Below are 14,012 nucleotides of genomic sequence, written 5' to 3'. Positions count from 1 at the left end.
GCGCTTGTACCAGACAGGCGCAGCCGCCTGCTTGACGCGCCAGTTGCGGCGCTTCGGCGCGAGCGCGGCCGAACTGCCGCGCCAGGACGGCGCAGCGGGCGTGTCGGAACCATACGAACCGGCATCGCCCGCCGCTTCGTTGAGACCGCCGACCGCGGAATGCCACGTGTCGTTCAGTTCCTTCTCGTGCTCGCGCAGGTTGTCGTGAATCGTCGTCTCGACATTGCGCGCGGCCGCCTCGAAATCGGTCTTCATCGTCCGCAGCGCGTCGAGTTCGATTTCGCGCGAGACCTCGGCCTTCACGTCATTGATGTACCGCTGCGCACGACCGAACAGCGCGCCTGCCGTGCGCGCGACGCGCGGCAAGCGCTCGGGGCCGAGCACCACGAGCGCGACGACGCCGATCAGCGCCATCTTCGAAAGACCGAGATCCAGCATCGCGAATGCCTGTCAGCGTGCCGGCGTTACGCCTTGTTCGAATCGGAACGCGTCGTTTCCTTCGCGTTGACGTCGACCGAGCCCGAGCGCGGCAGTTGCTGCGCGTCCGCCGGTGCTTCGCCGTCCTTCATGCCGTCCTTGAAACCCTTCACGGCGCTGCCGAGATCGTTGCCGATGTTGCGCAGCTTCTTGGTACCGAAAACCAGCGCGACGATCAGCAGCACGATCAGCCAGTGCCAAATGCTCAATCCACCCATGATGAAACCTCTCCTCAACCACGCCGCCATGCGGCGTAAATCGCCGGCAACGCGCCGGCTTCGACCATCGATGCGGGGATACGCCCCGCGCCGTCAACCCATCCGCTGCCAGGGGCGCGGGCCCGCCAGGATATGCGCGTGCAGGTGGTAGACCTCCTGCCCGCCGCCCGGGCCCGTGTTGATCACCGTACGGAAACCGGTTTCGCCCCCCGTATACGCGACGCCGAGCTGGTCGGCCAGACGCGAGACGAGCAGCATCAGCCGGCCGAGCATCGGCGCGTCGGTCTCGCTCGCCGCCGACAGCGTCGGCAGATGCTGGCGCGGAATCACGAGCACGTGCGTCTCGGCCGCCGGGCGGATGTCGCGGAACGCGACGAATTCGTCGTCCTCGTGCACCTTCGTGCTCGGGATCTCGCCTGCCGCGATCTTGCAGAACAGGCAATTCGGATCGTGACTCATGTTGCTCCTGCAGACGCCCGCGCGCAGCCGGTCAGAACCAGGCCTGCGGATCGAGCGGCTTGTTGTCGTTCAGGTACAGCCAACCCTTGATGATACGGTACAGCGTCCAGATCCATGTGACAAACATCACTGCGAATCCGACCACCACGAACATCAGCGCGAACCCGATCACGTACGCGATCAGCGCGCGCCAGAACGTGCGGATCTGCCACTCGAAGTGGGCCGCATACGGCGTGCCGGCCACGTCGTCGCGCTTCACGTAGTTGATGATGATCGCGATGATGCCCGTGACGCCGCCCGTCAGCCAATGAAACGCATAGAGGCCATAGAGCACATGAGTCAGCGTGCGCAGCCCGTTCAGGCGTTCGGCGTCCGCAGCCCCCGGCACCGCAGGTGTCGGAAACTGGTTCGACGTATCGGTCATGATGCTACCCCCGTTAGATGACAATTCTTACAGCTTACCGCACTGTTGCCACCGCGGCGGGACGCTACGTGTCAGCCGCCGTTTTCCTCGCGCTCGCGACGCTTGCGCAGGGCCTTCTCCTCGATACCCGACAGTCCTTCGCGGCGCTCGAGCTCGGCGATCACGTCGGCCGGGCTCAGGTCGAAATGCGACAGCATCACGAGGCAGTGGAACCACAGGTCGGCCACCTCGCCGACCAGCGCCGTCGGCGCGCCGCCCTGGCGCACGTCCTTCGCGGCCAGCACGACTTCCGTCGCCTCTTCGCCGATCTTCTTCAGCACCGCGTCGTCGCCCTTGTGGAACAGGCGCGATACGTACGATTGATCGGGGTCACCGCCCTTGCGGCTATCGATCACGGCCGCGAGGCGCAGCAGCGTGTCTTCGGTCGATTGCGTCATTTGTAGATGTGTTCGGGATCTTTAAGCACCGGTTCGACCGCGACCCAGTCGCCGCTGTCGACGGTGCCTTCGAATTTCTGGAAGAAGCACGAATGCCGGCCGGTGTGGCACGCGATGCCCGATACCTGCTCGACCTTCAGCAGCACGACGTCCTCGTCGCAGTCGAGCCGCACCTCGTGCACGTGCTGCACGTGGCCCGACTCCTCGCCCTTGAACCACAAGCGCTTGCGCGAGCGCGAATAGTAGACCGCGCGCTGCGTCTCGATCGTCTTCGCCAGTGCCTCGCGGTTCATCCACGCGAACATCAGCACGTCGCTCGTCGACGCTTCCTGCGCGATCACCGGCACGAGACCGTTGTCGTCCCAGCGGACCTTGTCGAGCCACGCGGGCAATGCATTCGTTTCCGTATTCATCACAGCCTCACCGGGATGCCCTGGTCGGCCATGAAGCGCTTCGCCTCGCCGACCGTGTGCTCGCCGTAGTGGAAGATACTCGCGGCCAGCACCGCATCGGCGCGGCCGTCCTTGATGCCGTCGGCCAGGTGCTGCAGCGAGCCGACACCGCCCGATGCGATCACCGGCACCGGCACCGCGTCCGATACGCCGCGCGTGAGCGCGAGGTCGAAGCCCGACTTGGTGCCGTCGCGGTCCATGCTCGTGAGCAGGATCTCGCCGGCGCCGAGCTCGGCCATCTTGCGCGCCCATTCGATCGCGTCGAGGCCCGTGTTCTTGCGGCCGCCGTGCGTGAAGACTTCCCAGCGCGGCGTCTCGCCTTCGGCCGACACGCGCTTCGCGTCGATCGCGACGACGATGCACTGCGAGCCGTACTTGTCGGCCGCGTCGCGCACGAGCTGCGGGTTCGCGACCGCCGACGAATTCATGCTGACCTTGTCCGCGCCCGCGTTCAGCAGGCGTCGCACGTCCTCGACGGCGCGCACGCCGCCGCCGACGGTCAGCGGAATGAAGACCTGCGACGCGACGGCTTCGATGATCGGCAGGATCAGGTCGCGCTGGTCGGACGTCGCGGTGATGTCGAGGAACGTCAGTTCGTCGGCGCCCTGGTCGTCGTAGCGGCGGGCGATCTCGACGGGGTCGCCGGCGTCGCGCAGCTCGACGAAGTTGACGCCCTTGACGACACGCCCGGCAGTCACGTCCAGGCAGGGGATGATGCGTTTAGCTAGAGCCATGATGTTGCGCCAAATGCCGCGATGGGACGGCCGGTTGCGGAAAGCCTCGCGCGAGGCTTCCGGTCGGGGCCGCCTGCTGGCAGCCCCGGCGAGCGGGACAACCGCGCTTACGCGTTGTCGAGTTCGCCGTTCAGTTCGTCCGCGCGCTTTTGCGCGGCCGCGAAATCGAGATCGCCGGAGTAGATCGCACGGCCGCAGATCACGCCTTCGACGCCGTGCTCTTCCACTTCGCACAGATTCTCGATGTCCGTGAGGTTCGACAGGCCGCCGCTGGCGATCACCGGGATGCCGACCGCCTGCGCGAGCTTCACGGTCGCCTCGATGTTGATGCCCTGCAGCATCCCGTCGCGGCCGATGTCCGTGTAGACGATCGATTCGACGCCGTAGTCCTCGAACTTCTTTGCGAGATCGATCACTTCGTGGCCGGTCAGCTTGCTCCAGCCGTCGGTCGCGACCTTGCCGTCCTTCGCGTCCAGCCCGACGATGATGCTGCCGGCGAACGCGGTGCACGCGTCCTGCAGGAAGCCTGGGTCCTTCACGGCCGCCGTGCCGATGATCACGTAGGACAGGCCCGCGTCGAGATACTTCTCGATCGTCTCGAGGCTGCGGATACCGCCGCCGAGCTGTACGGGAATTTCATCGCCGACTTCGTCGAGGATCGCTTCGATCGCCTCGAGGTTCTTCGGCTTGCCGGCGAACGCGCCGTTCAGGTCGACGAGATGGAGCCGCCGGGCGCCGAGATCGACCCACTTGCGGGCCATCGCCGCCGGGTCCTCGGAGAAAATCGTAGCCTGGTCCATATCGCCCTGTTTGAGGCGCACACACTGACCGTCTTTGAGATCGATGGCCGGAATCAGCAACATAGCAATCGGGTGTCGTCGTGGAAAAAGAAAAGAATCCGGCGCGTACCGGCCAATCCGGTACCGCGCCGTCTCGCTAGTTTAGTACAACTCTTTCGGCGCTTAAGCGGGCGAGCCCCACGCGACAGGCCTTTCCGGCCCGCCGACTGTGGCACGCACGCGACGTTCACGGCTTCCAGTGTACGAAGTTGCGATACAGACGCAACCCGACCTCCGCGCTTTTCTCGGGGTGGAATTGGGTCGCGAAGAGGTTATCCCGCGCGACCGCGGACGTAAACGGCGCGCCGTAGGCCGTTTCGCCCACCGTATGAGCCGGGTTGTCCGGCGTCACGTAATAGCTGTGCACGAAGTAGAAATACGCGTCGTCGGGCACGCCGTCCCACAGCGGGTGCGGCTGCGACTGGCGCACGCGGTTCCAGCCCATCTGCGGCACCTTGAAGCGCGAGCCGTCATCCTGCAGGCGGCCGTCGAGCTCGAAACGCACGACCTTGCCGGGCAACAGGCCGAGGCCCTTCGTGTCGCCTTCAGCGCTCCAGTCGAACAGCATCTGCTCGCCGACGCACACGCCGAGCAGCGGCTTCGTGCGCGAGGCCTCGATCACGGCCTCCTGCAGGCCCGATTCGCCCAGGCAGCGCATGCAGTCGGGCATCGCACCCTGGCCGGGCAGCACGACACGGTCGGCCGCGCGAATCGCGGCCGGCGTGTCGACGATCGCCACGTCGGCGGCCGGTTCGGCCTTCCTGAGCGCCTGCGCGACCGAGCGCAGGTTGCCCATCCCATAATCCACAATCGCAATCGAAGTTTTCATCTCAGTGCAGGCAGTAGCGCCCTCAGTCCATTGACGATGAATTCCACCGCCAGCGCCGACAGCATCAGACCCATCAGCCGCGTGGCGATGTTGATGCCCGTGCGGCCGATCCAGTTCGCGATCGGCTCGGCGAGCCGCATCGCGACGAAACACAGAAAAGCCAGGACCGCGCCGATCGCGACCAGCCCGGCCCGCTCATACCAGTGATGCGAGTTCGCCGCATAGATGATCACCGTGCTGATCGAGCCGGGGCCCGTGAGCAGCGGAATCGCCAGCGGCACGACCGCGATGTTGTCCTTCAGCTCGGCCTCGTGGCGCTCCTCCGGCGTCGATCGCGTGTTGCCGATCTGCGCGTTCAGCATGTTGATCGCCATCAGCAGCATGATGATCCCGCCGCCCACTTCGAGCGACCCGACCGAAATGCCGAAGAAGTTGATGATCTGCTGCCCGAGCAGCGTCGTCACCGTGATCACGCAGAACACCGACACCGACGCGATCCGGATCGTGCGCCGCCGCTCGGCATCCGTCTGCTGGGCCGTCAGGCTCAGGAAGAACGGTACCGCACCGACCGGGTTGATCAGCGCCAGCAGCGAAATGAACGATTTGAGCAGATCCATCGCAAGCCGGCGCCACGCGCCGAAGCCGTGAGGTTGTCCTTGACGCTCCGTCCGGTCAGTTCAGGTTCAGAGGCTGCCCTTCGTCGACGGGATCTGCCCCGCCGCACGCTCGTCCAGCTCCACCGCCGCGCGCAGCGCACGGCCGAACGCCTTGAACACCGTCTCGAGCTGATGGTGCGCGTTGATCCCGCGCAGGTTGTCGATGTGCAGCGTGACGCCCGCGTGGTTCACGAAACCGCGGAAGAACTCGATCGACAGGTCGACGTCGAACGTGCCGATCCGCGCCCGCGTGAACGGCACGTGGAATTCGAGGCCCGGCCGGCCCGAGAAGTCGATCACGACGCGCGACAGCGCCTCGTCGAGCGGCACGTACGAATGGCCATAGCGGCGGATGCCCTTGCGGTCGCCGATCGCCTTCGCAACAGCCTGCCCGAGCGTGATGCCGACATCCTCGACCGTGTGGTGGTCGTCGATATGCGTATCGCCATGCGCTTCAACCTCGAGATCGACCAGACCGTGTCGAGCGATCTGGTCGAGCATATGGTCGAGGAACGGCACGCCGGTGGCCAGCTTCTGCTGGCCCGTGCCGTCGAGATTGAGCTTCACACGGATCTGCGTTTCGCTGGTATTGCGAACGACTTCCGCCACACGCATGGCAATTCCTTGACTGAGTCGATGTAAATGGGGATTGATCGTTTCGCGCTGCGGCGCCCAGAGGCTCAACCGGGCAGCGCGAGTTTCAAAGCGGCCAGCAGGTGCGCGTTTTCGTCGGGAGAGCCGACGGTCAGCCGCACGCATTCAGCCAGCAACGGATGCATTTTACTCACGTTTTTGACCAAAACCCGCTCGGTGAGCAGCGCATCGAACACGGCAGCCGCGTCCGGCACGCGCACCAGCAGGAAATTGCCGGCGCTCGGGAACACCGTCGCACCCGGCAGCGCGGCCACTTCCTGCGCGAGGCGCGTGCGTTCCGTACGCAGATCGGCCGCCTGCGCGTCGAGCACGTCGAGGTGGTCGAGCAGGAAATCGGCGGTCGCCTGGGTCAGCACGTTGATGTTGTACGGCGGGCGCACCTTGTCGAATTCGGTCAGCCACGCGGGCGAACCGACCAGATAGCCGAGGCGGATGCCCGCGAGGCCGAGCTTCGACACCGTGCGCATCACGACGACGTTGTCGAATTCGGCGGCGCGCGGCAGCCACGAGCGCACGGCGAACGGCTGGTATGCCTCGTCGATCACGATCAGGCTGTGCCGCGCGGCCGCGACGATCCGTTCGATGTCGGCATCGTCGTACAGCGTGCCGGTCGGATTGTTCGGGTACGCGAGATAGACGAGCGCCGGACGATGCTCGGCGATCGCCGCGAGCATCGCGTCGACGTCGAGCGTCAGGTCGGCCTTCAACGGCACGCCGACGAATTCGAGCTGCGCGAGCTTCGCGGACAGTTCGTACATCACGAAGCCCGGCACCGGCGCGAGGACCTTCGCGCCCGGCTTCGCGCAGGCGACCGACATCATGCTGATGATTTCGTCCGAGCCGTTGCCGAGCAGCACGTCGCAGGCGGCCGGCACGCCCATCGCGTGGCGCAGCTTGTCGAGCAGCGCGGCCGGTCGCGGCGCCGGGTAGCGGTTCAGCGCGACCTGCGCGAGACGCTCGCCGAGCGCCGCGGCGAGCGGTTCGGGCAGCGGGTACGGGTTCTCCATCGCGTCGAGCTTCACGAACCCGCTCGCGTCCGGCACCGGGTAGCTCGTCATCGCGAGCACGTCGCGGCGGATGATGTCTTGTGGCGTCGTCATGGTCTCAAGCCGGCGTGCGTCGCGCCGGCGTCAAATGATCGGCAGAGCGGCGGCTGCCGCCCTGCACAGGTGTCTCCAGCCCCGGCCTTCGGGGGCAGGCCGGGCGGCGCATCAGCGCCAGCCGCGGCCCCGAGCAGCGTGCAGTCAGTTCTTCATCCGGAACTCGGCGCTCTTCGCGTGCGCCTGCAGCCCCTCGCCGTACGCGAGCTCGGATGCGATCTCGCCGAGCGTCTGCGCGCCTTCTGCGCTGACCTCGATCACGCTCGAGCGCTTGATGAAGTCGTACACGCCGAGCGGCGACGAGAAGCGCGCGGTGCGCGACGTCGGCAGCACGTGGTTCGGGCCGGCGCAGTAGTCGCCGAGGCTCTCGCTCGTGTAGCGGCCGAGGAAGATCGCGCCCGCATGGCGGATCTGCTTGCCCCATTGCTGCGGCTCCAGCGCCGAAATTTCCAGGTGCTCGGGCGCGATGTCGTTCGCGATCCGGCAGGCCTCGGCCATGTCGCGCACCTTGATCAGCGCGCCGCGGCCTTCGAGCGACGCGCGAATCACGTCCTGGCGCGGCATCGACGGCAGCAGCTCGACGATCGCCTTTTCGACGCGCTCGAGGAACGCACCGTCCGGGCACAGCAGGATCGATTGCGCGAGTTCGTCGTGCTCAGCCTGCGAGAACAGGTCCATCGCAACCCAGTTCGGGTCGGTCGTGCCGTCGCACAGCACGAGGATTTCCGACGGTCCGGCGATCATGTCGATGCCGACCGTGCCAAACACGCGGCGCTTCGCCGACGCGACGTACGCATTGCCGGGGCCGCAGATCTTGTCGACGGCCGGCACGGTCGCCGTGCCGTATGCGAGCGCGCCGACCGCCTGCGCACCGCCGATCGTGAACACGCGATCGACGCCGCCGAGCAGCGCCGCGGCGAGCACGAGGTCGTTCTTCACGCCGTCCGGCGTCGGCACGACCATCACGATCTCGCCGACGCCCGCGACGCGCGCGGGAATCGCGTTCATCAGCACCGACGACGGATACGCGGCCTTGCCGCCCGGCACGTACAGGCCGACGCGGTCGAGCGGCGTGATCTTCTGGCCCAGCACCGTGCCGTCCGCTTCCGTGTACTGCCAGCTATGCGTGCCGCACTCGATCTTCTGCTTCTCGTGGTACGCGCGCACGCGCGCCGCAGCCGCTTCCAGCGCCGCGCGCGCCTTCGGCGCGAGGCCGTCGAGCGCCGTCTGCAGCGCGTCCTGCGGCAGTTCGAGCGCGGCGACGCTGTTCGCGCTCAGCCGGTCGAAACGGTTCGTGTACTCGAGCACCGCGGCGTCGCCGCGCGACTTCACGTCAGCGAGGATCTGCGCGACCGATTGCTCGATCGCCGCGTCTTCGCTCGCCTCGAATGCGAGCAGCGCGCGCAGCTCGGCGCCGAAGCCTTCGCTCGTCGAATCGAGCTTGCGGATGGTGATGGACATGGGAGTTCCGTTACGGTGATGCGCTCAACCGCCATTCTGCGACGCGCGTTCGAACGCGTCGAGGATCGGCTTGAGCGCCGTGCGCTTCAACTTCAGCGCAGCCTGGTTCACGACGAGGCGCGACGAGATCGCCATGATCTCCTCGACCTCGACCAGATTGTTCGCCTTCAGCGTGCCGCCCGAGCTGACGAGGTCGACGATCGCGTCGGCCAGCCCGACCAGCGGCGCGAGCTCCATCGAGCCGTACAGCTTGATCAGGTCGACGTGCACGCCTTTCGCGGCAAAGTGTTCACGTGCCGTTTCGACGTACTTCGTCGCGACGCGCAGGCGTGCACCCTGGCGCACGGCGCTCGCGTAGTCGAAGCCGGCCGGCACGGCCACCGACATCCGGCAGCGCGCAATGTTCAGATCGATCGGCTGGTACAGGCCCGAGCCGCCGTGCTCGACCAGCACGTCCTTGCCGGCCACGCCGAAATCGGCCGCGCCGTATTCGACATAGGTCGGCACGTCGCTCGCGCGGACGATGATCACGCGCAGGTCGGGGTTCGTCGTCGGCAGGATCAGCTTGCGCGACGTTTCCGGATCCTCGGTCACCTGCACGCCGGCCGCGGCCAGCAGCGGCAGGGTTTCCTCGAAAATCCGGCCCTTCGACAGGGCGAGGGTCAGCGGCGCGGTCATGCTTGGCTCCCGGAAAGGCGGCGCACGTTCGCGCCGACGGCGGTCAGTTTGGCTTCCATGCGGTCGTAGCCGCGGTCCAGGTGATAGATGCGGTCGACGAGCGTCTCGCCGTCGGCACGCAGCCCGGCGATTACAAGGCTTGCCGATGCACGCAGGTCGGTCGCCATCACGTTCGCGCCCGACAGCTTGTCGACACCCGTCACGAGCGCGGTGTTGCCGTCGATCGTGATGTTCGCGCCAAGCCGGTTCAGCTCCTGCACGTGCATGAAACGGTTCTCGAAAATGGTTTCGACGACTTGCGCGGTGCCCGTCGCGACCGTATTGAGCGCCATGAACTGCGCCTGCATGTCGGTCGGGAACGCCGGGTATTCCGACGTGCGGATCGTGACCGCCGACGGGCGGCGATCCATCTTCACGCGCAGCCAGCTGTCGCCTTCCTCGATCGACACGCCGGCTTCGCGCAGCTTGTCGATCACCGCGTCGAGGATGTGCGGGCGCACGCCCGTCAGCATCACGTCGCCGCCGGCCGCCGCGACCGCGCACAGGAACGTGCCGGCCTCGATGCGGTCGGGGATCACCGAATGGCGCGCGCCGTGCAGCCGCTCGACGCCCTGGATCACAAGGCGATCGGTGCCGATGCCGTCGATTTTCGCGCCCATCGCGACCAGCAAGTGTGCGAGATCGCTCACTTCCGGCTCACGCGCGGCGTTTTCGATCACCGTCTCGCCGTCCGCGAGCGTCGCGGCCATCAGCAGGTTTTCCGTGCCCGTCACCGTGATCATGTCGGTCACGATGCGCGCGCCCTTCAGGCGCTTCGCGCGGGCTTCGATGAAGCCGTGCTCGATGCTGATCTCGGCACCCATCGCCTGCAGGCCCTTGATGTGCTGGTCGACCGGACGCGCGCCGATCGCGCAGCCGCCCGGCAGCGACACCTTCGCCTCGCCGAAGCGCGCGAGCAGCGGCCCGAGCACGAGGATCGACGCGCGCATCGTCTTCACGAGTTCGTACGGCGCGACGAGGTTGTCGACGCGCGACGCGTCGAGCTGGACGCGGCAACCGTCGGTCTCGCTCTTCACGCCCATCTGGTTCAGCACCTTCAGCGTGGTACGCACGTCCTTCAGGTTCGGCACGTTGTCGAGGTCGACCGGATCGGCGGTGAGCAGCCCCGCGCACAGGATCGGCAGCGCGGCGTTCTTCGCGCCCGACACGACGATCTCGCCCGACAGGCGGTGGCCGCCTTCGATCACGAGCTTGTCCATCCCATGGCCATGCGATTCCCCGTTGGTGGCCGGGTGTGCCGTGGCGACGCTCTGGACGGCGTCGCGCTCGTTGACGGTGACTTGCACTCAGTGATTTCCGGTTATGCGTTCTGCCATTCGGCGGGCGTCAGCGTCTTCATGCTGAGCGCGTGAATTTCCTGTTTCATGCGATCGCCGAGCGCCGCGTAGACCAGCTGGTGCCGCTGGATCGGCCGCTTGCCTTCGAAGGCCGCCGACACGATCGTCGCGAAGAAATGCTGGCCGTCGCCTTCGACTTCCAGATGCGTGCAGGCGAGACCGCCGGCGATGTATTGCTTGACCTGTTCGGGAGTCGGCAACATGGTGTAAGGCTCCTGTCGGCGCGCGCCGCCCCGATGGCGGCCGCTGCCTGTCGATATCAATGACGCAGTTTGTAGCCGGTCGCGAGCAGCCGCATCGCGATCAGCGCGAGCAGCACGAAGAAACCGGTGACGATCGCGAGGCTCGCGAACGGGTTGATGTCGGACGCGCCGAAGAACCCGAAACGGAAGCCGTCGATCATGTAGAAAAACGGATTGAGACGCGAGATCTCGCGCCACACGGGCGGCAGCGAGTGCGTCGAATAGAACACGCCGGACAGGAACGTCAGCGGCATGATCAGGAAGTTCTGGAACGCGGCGAGCTGGTCGAACTTCTCTGCCCAGATCCCGGCGATCAGGCCGAGCGTGCCGAGGATCGCCGAGCCGAGCAGCGCGAACGCAATGATGAACAGCGGCGCCGCGAAATGCATCGGGATAAACCAGATCGTCACGACGAACACGCCCGTGCCGACCGCGAGGCCACGCACCACGGACGCGAGCACGTACGCGCCGAAGATGTCGCGGTACGACAGCGGCGGCAGCAGCATGAACACGAGGTTGCCGGTGATCTTCGACTGGATCAGCGACGACGAACTGTTCGCGAACGCGTTCTGCAGCACGCTCATCATCACGAGGCCCGGCACGAGAAAACTCACGTACTCGACGCCCGGATAGACCTCGACGCGGCCCGACAGCGCGTGGCCGAAGATCGTCAGATACAGCAGCGCCGTGACGATCGGTGCGCACACCGTCTGGAACGACACCTTCCAGAAACGCAGCAGTTCCTTGTAGAACAGCGTTTGAAACCCGCTCATGCCAATCCCTCGATGACGTCTGCCCCGTTCATCACCTGGACGAACACATCCTCGAGGTCGGCCTTGCGGACCTCGATCTCGTCGAACGTGCAGCCCGCCGCGCGGCATTGCGCGAGGATCCGCTCGACATCGTCGTAGCTCGTCAGGCGCAGCAGGTGCTCGCCCGGCGCGCGAGCGGCCGGGTCGGACTCCAGCCCGCGCAGCTCGGACGGCAGCGCGCCGGTCGCGAGGCGCAGGTAGAGCTGCAGCCCCGCGAAGCGGCGCAGCAGCGCGTCGGTGCGGTCGAGCGCGACCACTTCGCCACGGCGCAGCATCGCGATGCGGTCGCACAGCGACTCGGCTTCCTCGAGGTAATGGGTGGTCAGCACGATCGTGTGGCCCTCGCGGTTCAGCCGCGAGATGAATTTCCACAGCGTCTGGCGCAATTCGACGTCGACGCCGGCGGTCGGTTCGTCGAGCACGATCACGGGCGGCCGGTGCACGAGCGCCTGCGCGACCAGCACGCGGCGCTTCATCCCGCCCGACAGCGCGCGCATGTTCGCGTCGGCCTTCTCGGTGAGGTCGAGATTGGCCATCACTTCGTCGATCCAGTCGTCGTTGCGGCGCAGCCCGAAATAGCCGGACTGGATCCGCAGCGTCTCGCGGACGGTGAAGAACGGATCGAACACGAGTTCCTGCGGCACGACGCCGAGTGCACGACGCGCGCCACGGAAGTCCTTGACGACGTCGTGACCGCGCACCGAGATACTACCTTCGTCGGCCCGGGCAAGCCCGGCGAGGATACTGATGAGCGTGGTCTTGCCTGCGCCGTTAGGGCCGAGCAGACCGAAAAACTCGCCCTCCTCGACCGACAGGCTGACGCCCTTGAGCGCCTGAAGCGACTTGTAGCGCTTCTTGACGTGACGGATTTCTATGGCTGACATGACTGTGCGCGACGCCAGGGCCGCGACGCCTATTCTGTGCTTGCTGCGAATGAAAATGGGGGCCGGACGCCGATTGGCTGCCCCGCAAAACGCTTGATTATAGGGCAAACCGGCTGGTGAAGCCGGTGCCGGAGGCACGCGGCCTGAAGCTTGCGCGCGCCGGGCGGCGCGGCAGGCTCCGGTCGGACAGGGTCAATGTCGCCCGGTGCCTTCGATGAGCGCGTCGACGCCGTAGGCGCGCGCGAGGCTGGCGAGCTTCGGCGGGAGATTGAGGATGTCGAGGGTCGCACCGCGCGCTTTGGCGGCACGTTGCCATGCGAGCAGCACGGCGAGCGCGGACGAGTCGAACTGCGTCAGCGCCGCACAATCGACGGCGGTCGCGCCCGCGCCGATGCGCACAAGACCGTCCGCGAGCGCGGACTTCGCGCTCGCGACGGTCAGCGAGGAGCCGGCTTCGAAGCCGCTCACGACGCTTGCTTGCCGGCGGCAAGTTGCTGGTTGCGCTGCGTGAGGAACTGGATCAGGCCGTCCACGCCGCTTTGCTGGATCTTCTCGTTGAACTGCTGCTGGTACGTCTGGATCAGCCATGCGCCGAGCACGTTCAGGTCATACACCTTCCAGCCGCTCGCCGACTTGTACAGGCGGTAATCGATCTGGACCGGCTGGCCGTTGTTCATCGCAACCGTCTTGACCACGACATCGGTATCGGCCGGATCGGCGCGGAACGGCGGGTACTGGATCTGCTGGTCCGGCTTCAGTTGCGCCAGCGCGCCCGAATACGTGCGGATCAGCAGCAGCTTGAACTGCTCCTGAACCTGCTGCTGCTGCTCGGCCGTCGCCGTGCGCCAGTTGCGGCCCATCGCGAGCTGCGTGGTGCGGCGGAAATCGGTGTACGGCAGGATGTCCTTGTTGACGATCGTGATGATGCGGTTGGTGTCGCCCTGCTTGATCGTCTGCGCCTTGACTTCGTCGAGCACCTGCTGCGTCGCGGTCTTGATCAGCGCCTGCGGGTTCGACTGGTCGACTTGCGCGTGAGCCGCGCTGCCGAACGAGAACAGCGCCGCGAAAACGGGGATCAGGAACAGTTTTTTCATCATGGTGACCTGCATATGAGTCGATGCGGAGGTTGGAGCAGGTAGCTTACGCGCAAGTTCGCGCACGCTACCGACTGAATCGTTTCCGGCTGTAACGAATGTAAATCCGTCAGTGCAGCCGGATGCTCGGGAAGCGGAACCCGCCCGGCGACGGCGGCGCCACCT

20 protein-coding genes are annotated in these 14,012 nt (G+C 66.2%); all 20 read right to left on the bottom strand.

The window, feature by feature from the left end:
* The coding region (tatB, locus tag JYJ84_RS14735; protein ID WP_205189251.1) for a Sec-independent protein translocase protein TatB at window positions 1-438 on the bottom strand (438 nt) is incomplete at its 3' end.
* Window positions 439-464: 26 nt separating this feature from the next.
* Window positions 465-695 (bottom strand): Sec-independent protein translocase subunit TatA, encoded by a 231-nt coding sequence (gene tatA / locus JYJ84_RS14730; RefSeq protein WP_021161850.1) that lies wholly within the window; start codon window positions 693-695, stop codon window positions 465-467.
* 93 nt (window positions 696-788) lie between these two features.
* Window positions 789-1,154, bottom strand: coding sequence for a histidine triad nucleotide-binding protein (locus JYJ84_RS14725; protein WP_043191762.1), 366 nt, complete (start codon window positions 1,152-1,154; stop codon window positions 789-791).
* 31 nt (window positions 1,155-1,185) lie between these two features.
* Window positions 1,186-1,578, bottom strand: a complete 393-nt coding sequence (locus tag JYJ84_RS14720) for a DUF4870 domain-containing protein (protein WP_122944238.1) — start codon at window positions 1,576-1,578, stop codon at window positions 1,186-1,188.
* Between the two features lie 71 nt (window positions 1,579-1,649).
* Window positions 1,650-2,015 (bottom strand): phosphoribosyl-ATP diphosphatase, encoded by a 366-nt coding sequence (locus tag JYJ84_RS14715; protein ID WP_006485344.1) that lies wholly within the window; start codon window positions 2,013-2,015, stop codon window positions 1,650-1,652.
* Window positions 2,012-2,428: a phosphoribosyl-AMP cyclohydrolase gene (gene hisI, locus JYJ84_RS14710; RefSeq protein WP_175222793.1), complete on the bottom strand. Its 417-nt coding sequence runs from the start codon at window positions 2,426-2,428 to the stop codon at window positions 2,012-2,014. The genes JYJ84_RS14715 and hisI overlap by 4 nt, the downstream gene beginning before the upstream one ends.
* Window positions 2,428-3,201, bottom strand: coding sequence for an imidazole glycerol phosphate synthase subunit HisF (hisF, locus tag JYJ84_RS14705; protein WP_122944236.1), 774 nt, complete (start codon window positions 3,199-3,201; stop codon window positions 2,428-2,430). Before hisF ends, hisI begins: the two co-directional genes overlap by 1 nt.
* A gap of 107 nt (window positions 3,202-3,308) precedes the next feature.
* On the bottom strand, window positions 3,309-4,064 hold the full coding sequence (gene hisA, locus JYJ84_RS14700; RefSeq protein WP_122944235.1) for a 1-(5-phosphoribosyl)-5-[(5-phosphoribosylamino)methylideneamino]imidazole-4-carboxamide isomerase: 756 nt from the start codon (window positions 4,062-4,064) through the stop codon (window positions 3,309-3,311).
* Between the two features lie 163 nt (window positions 4,065-4,227).
* Complete coding sequence (gene hisH, locus JYJ84_RS14695) at window positions 4,228-4,869, bottom strand: imidazole glycerol phosphate synthase subunit HisH (RefSeq protein WP_175032000.1); 642 nt, start codon at window positions 4,867-4,869, stop codon at window positions 4,228-4,230.
* Complete coding sequence (locus JYJ84_RS14690) at window positions 4,866-5,486, bottom strand: YchE family NAAT transporter (RefSeq protein ID WP_011350729.1); 621 nt, start codon at window positions 5,484-5,486, stop codon at window positions 4,866-4,868. Before JYJ84_RS14690 ends, hisH begins: the two co-directional genes overlap by 4 nt.
* 66 nt (window positions 5,487-5,552) lie before the next feature.
* On the bottom strand, window positions 5,553-6,140 hold the full coding sequence (hisB, locus tag JYJ84_RS14685) for an imidazoleglycerol-phosphate dehydratase HisB (RefSeq protein ID WP_011350728.1): 588 nt from the start codon (window positions 6,138-6,140) through the stop codon (window positions 5,553-5,555).
* Window positions 6,141-6,205: 65 nt separating this feature from the next.
* Window positions 6,206-7,279 (bottom strand): histidinol-phosphate transaminase, encoded by a 1,074-nt coding sequence (gene hisC / locus JYJ84_RS14680; RefSeq protein WP_174958696.1) that lies wholly within the window; start codon window positions 7,277-7,279, stop codon window positions 6,206-6,208.
* Between the two features lie 144 nt (window positions 7,280-7,423).
* Complete coding sequence (gene hisD / locus JYJ84_RS14675; RefSeq protein WP_122944233.1) at window positions 7,424-8,740, bottom strand: histidinol dehydrogenase; 1,317 nt, start codon at window positions 8,738-8,740, stop codon at window positions 7,424-7,426.
* 24 nt (window positions 8,741-8,764) lie between these two features.
* Window positions 8,765-9,418 carry an ATP phosphoribosyltransferase gene (gene hisG, locus JYJ84_RS14670; protein WP_043191773.1) on the bottom strand — a complete coding sequence of 218 codons (654 nt, stop codon included), beginning with the start codon at window positions 9,416-9,418 and terminating at the stop codon, window positions 8,765-8,767.
* Entirely contained in the window at window positions 9,415-10,764 is a 1,350-nt protein-coding gene (gene murA, locus JYJ84_RS14665) for a UDP-N-acetylglucosamine 1-carboxyvinyltransferase (RefSeq protein ID WP_205189250.1), read from the bottom strand. Before murA ends, hisG begins: the two co-directional genes overlap by 4 nt.
* A gap of 14 nt (window positions 10,765-10,778) precedes the next feature.
* Window positions 10,779-11,018, bottom strand: coding sequence for a BolA family protein (locus JYJ84_RS14660; protein WP_006477131.1), 240 nt, complete (start codon window positions 11,016-11,018; stop codon window positions 10,779-10,781).
* Window positions 11,019-11,074: 56 nt separating this feature from the next.
* Window positions 11,075-11,830, bottom strand: a complete 756-nt coding sequence (locus JYJ84_RS14655) for an ABC transporter permease (protein WP_011350723.1) — start codon at window positions 11,828-11,830, stop codon at window positions 11,075-11,077.
* Window positions 11,827-12,753, bottom strand: coding sequence for an ABC transporter ATP-binding protein (locus tag JYJ84_RS14650; RefSeq protein ID WP_011350722.1), 927 nt, complete (start codon window positions 12,751-12,753; stop codon window positions 11,827-11,829). Before JYJ84_RS14650 ends, JYJ84_RS14655 begins: the two co-directional genes overlap by 4 nt.
* 192 nt (window positions 12,754-12,945) lie before the next feature.
* Entirely contained in the window at window positions 12,946-13,221 is a 276-nt protein-coding gene (locus JYJ84_RS14645; RefSeq protein WP_043191779.1) for a lipid asymmetry maintenance protein MlaB, read from the bottom strand.
* The gene (locus tag JYJ84_RS14640) at window positions 13,218-13,847 is read right to left on the bottom strand and encodes a phospholipid-binding protein MlaC (RefSeq protein ID WP_096473120.1); all 630 of its coding nucleotides are present in this window, start codon (window positions 13,845-13,847) and stop codon (window positions 13,218-13,220) included. Before JYJ84_RS14640 ends, JYJ84_RS14645 begins: the two co-directional genes overlap by 4 nt.
* Window positions 13,848-14,012 lie beyond the last annotated feature (165 nt).

The sequence above is a fragment of the Burkholderia sp. LMG 13014 genome, assembly GCF_905232215.1.
Lineage (GTDB): Bacteria > Pseudomonadota > Gammaproteobacteria > Burkholderiales > Burkholderiaceae > Burkholderia.
Note: the sequence above shows the minus strand (reverse complement) of the source record. Positions and strands in the feature narration are given on the sequence as shown.

Excerpts from the sequence above, each read along its gene's own strand:
- tatA (WP_021161850.1), bottom strand. The coding sequence starts at position 695 with ATGGGTGGATTGAGCATTTGGCACTGGCTGATCGTGCTGCTGATCGTC.
- JYJ84_RS14725 (WP_043191762.1), bottom strand. The coding sequence starts at position 1,154 with ATGAGTCACGATCCGAATTGCCTGTTCTGCAAGATCGCGGCAGGCGAG.
- JYJ84_RS14720 (WP_122944238.1), bottom strand. The coding sequence starts at position 1,578 with ATGACCGATACGTCGAACCAGTTTCCGACACCTGCGGTGCCGGGGGCT.
- JYJ84_RS14715 (WP_006485344.1), bottom strand. The coding sequence starts at position 2,015 with ATGACGCAATCGACCGAAGACACGCTGCTGCGCCTCGCGGCCGTGATC.
- hisI (WP_175222793.1), bottom strand. The coding sequence starts at position 2,428 with ATGAATACGGAAACGAATGCATTGCCCGCGTGGCTCGACAAGGTCCGC.
- hisF (WP_122944236.1), bottom strand. The coding sequence starts at position 3,201 with ATGGCTCTAGCTAAACGCATCATCCCCTGCCTGGACGTGACTGCCGGG.
- hisA (WP_122944235.1), bottom strand. The coding sequence starts at position 4,064 with ATGTTGCTGATTCCGGCCATCGATCTCAAAGACGGTCAGTGTGTGCGC.
- hisH (WP_175032000.1), bottom strand. The coding sequence starts at position 4,869 with ATGAAAACTTCGATTGCGATTGTGGATTATGGGATGGGCAACCTGCGC.
- JYJ84_RS14690 (WP_011350729.1), bottom strand. The coding sequence starts at position 5,486 with ATGGATCTGCTCAAATCGTTCATTTCGCTGCTGGCGCTGATCAACCCG.
- hisB (WP_011350728.1), bottom strand. The coding sequence starts at position 6,140 with ATGCGTGTGGCGGAAGTCGTTCGCAATACCAGCGAAACGCAGATCCGT.
- hisC (WP_174958696.1), bottom strand. The coding sequence starts at position 7,279 with ATGACGACGCCACAAGACATCATCCGCCGCGACGTGCTCGCGATGACG.
- hisD (WP_122944233.1), bottom strand. The coding sequence starts at position 8,740 with ATGTCCATCACCATCCGCAAGCTCGATTCGACGAGCGAAGGCTTCGGC.
- hisG (WP_043191773.1), bottom strand. The coding sequence starts at position 9,418 with ATGACCGCGCCGCTGACCCTCGCCCTGTCGAAGGGCCGGATTTTCGAG.
- JYJ84_RS14660 (WP_006477131.1), bottom strand. The coding sequence starts at position 11,018 with ATGTTGCCGACTCCCGAACAGGTCAAGCAATACATCGCCGGCGGTCTC.
- JYJ84_RS14655 (WP_011350723.1), bottom strand. The coding sequence starts at position 11,830 with ATGAGCGGGTTTCAAACGCTGTTCTACAAGGAACTGCTGCGTTTCTGG.
- JYJ84_RS14650 (WP_011350722.1), bottom strand. The coding sequence starts at position 12,753 with ATGTCAGCCATAGAAATCCGTCACGTCAAGAAGCGCTACAAGTCGCTT.
- JYJ84_RS14640 (WP_096473120.1), bottom strand. The coding sequence starts at position 13,847 with ATGAAAAAACTGTTCCTGATCCCCGTTTTCGCGGCGCTGTTCTCGTTC.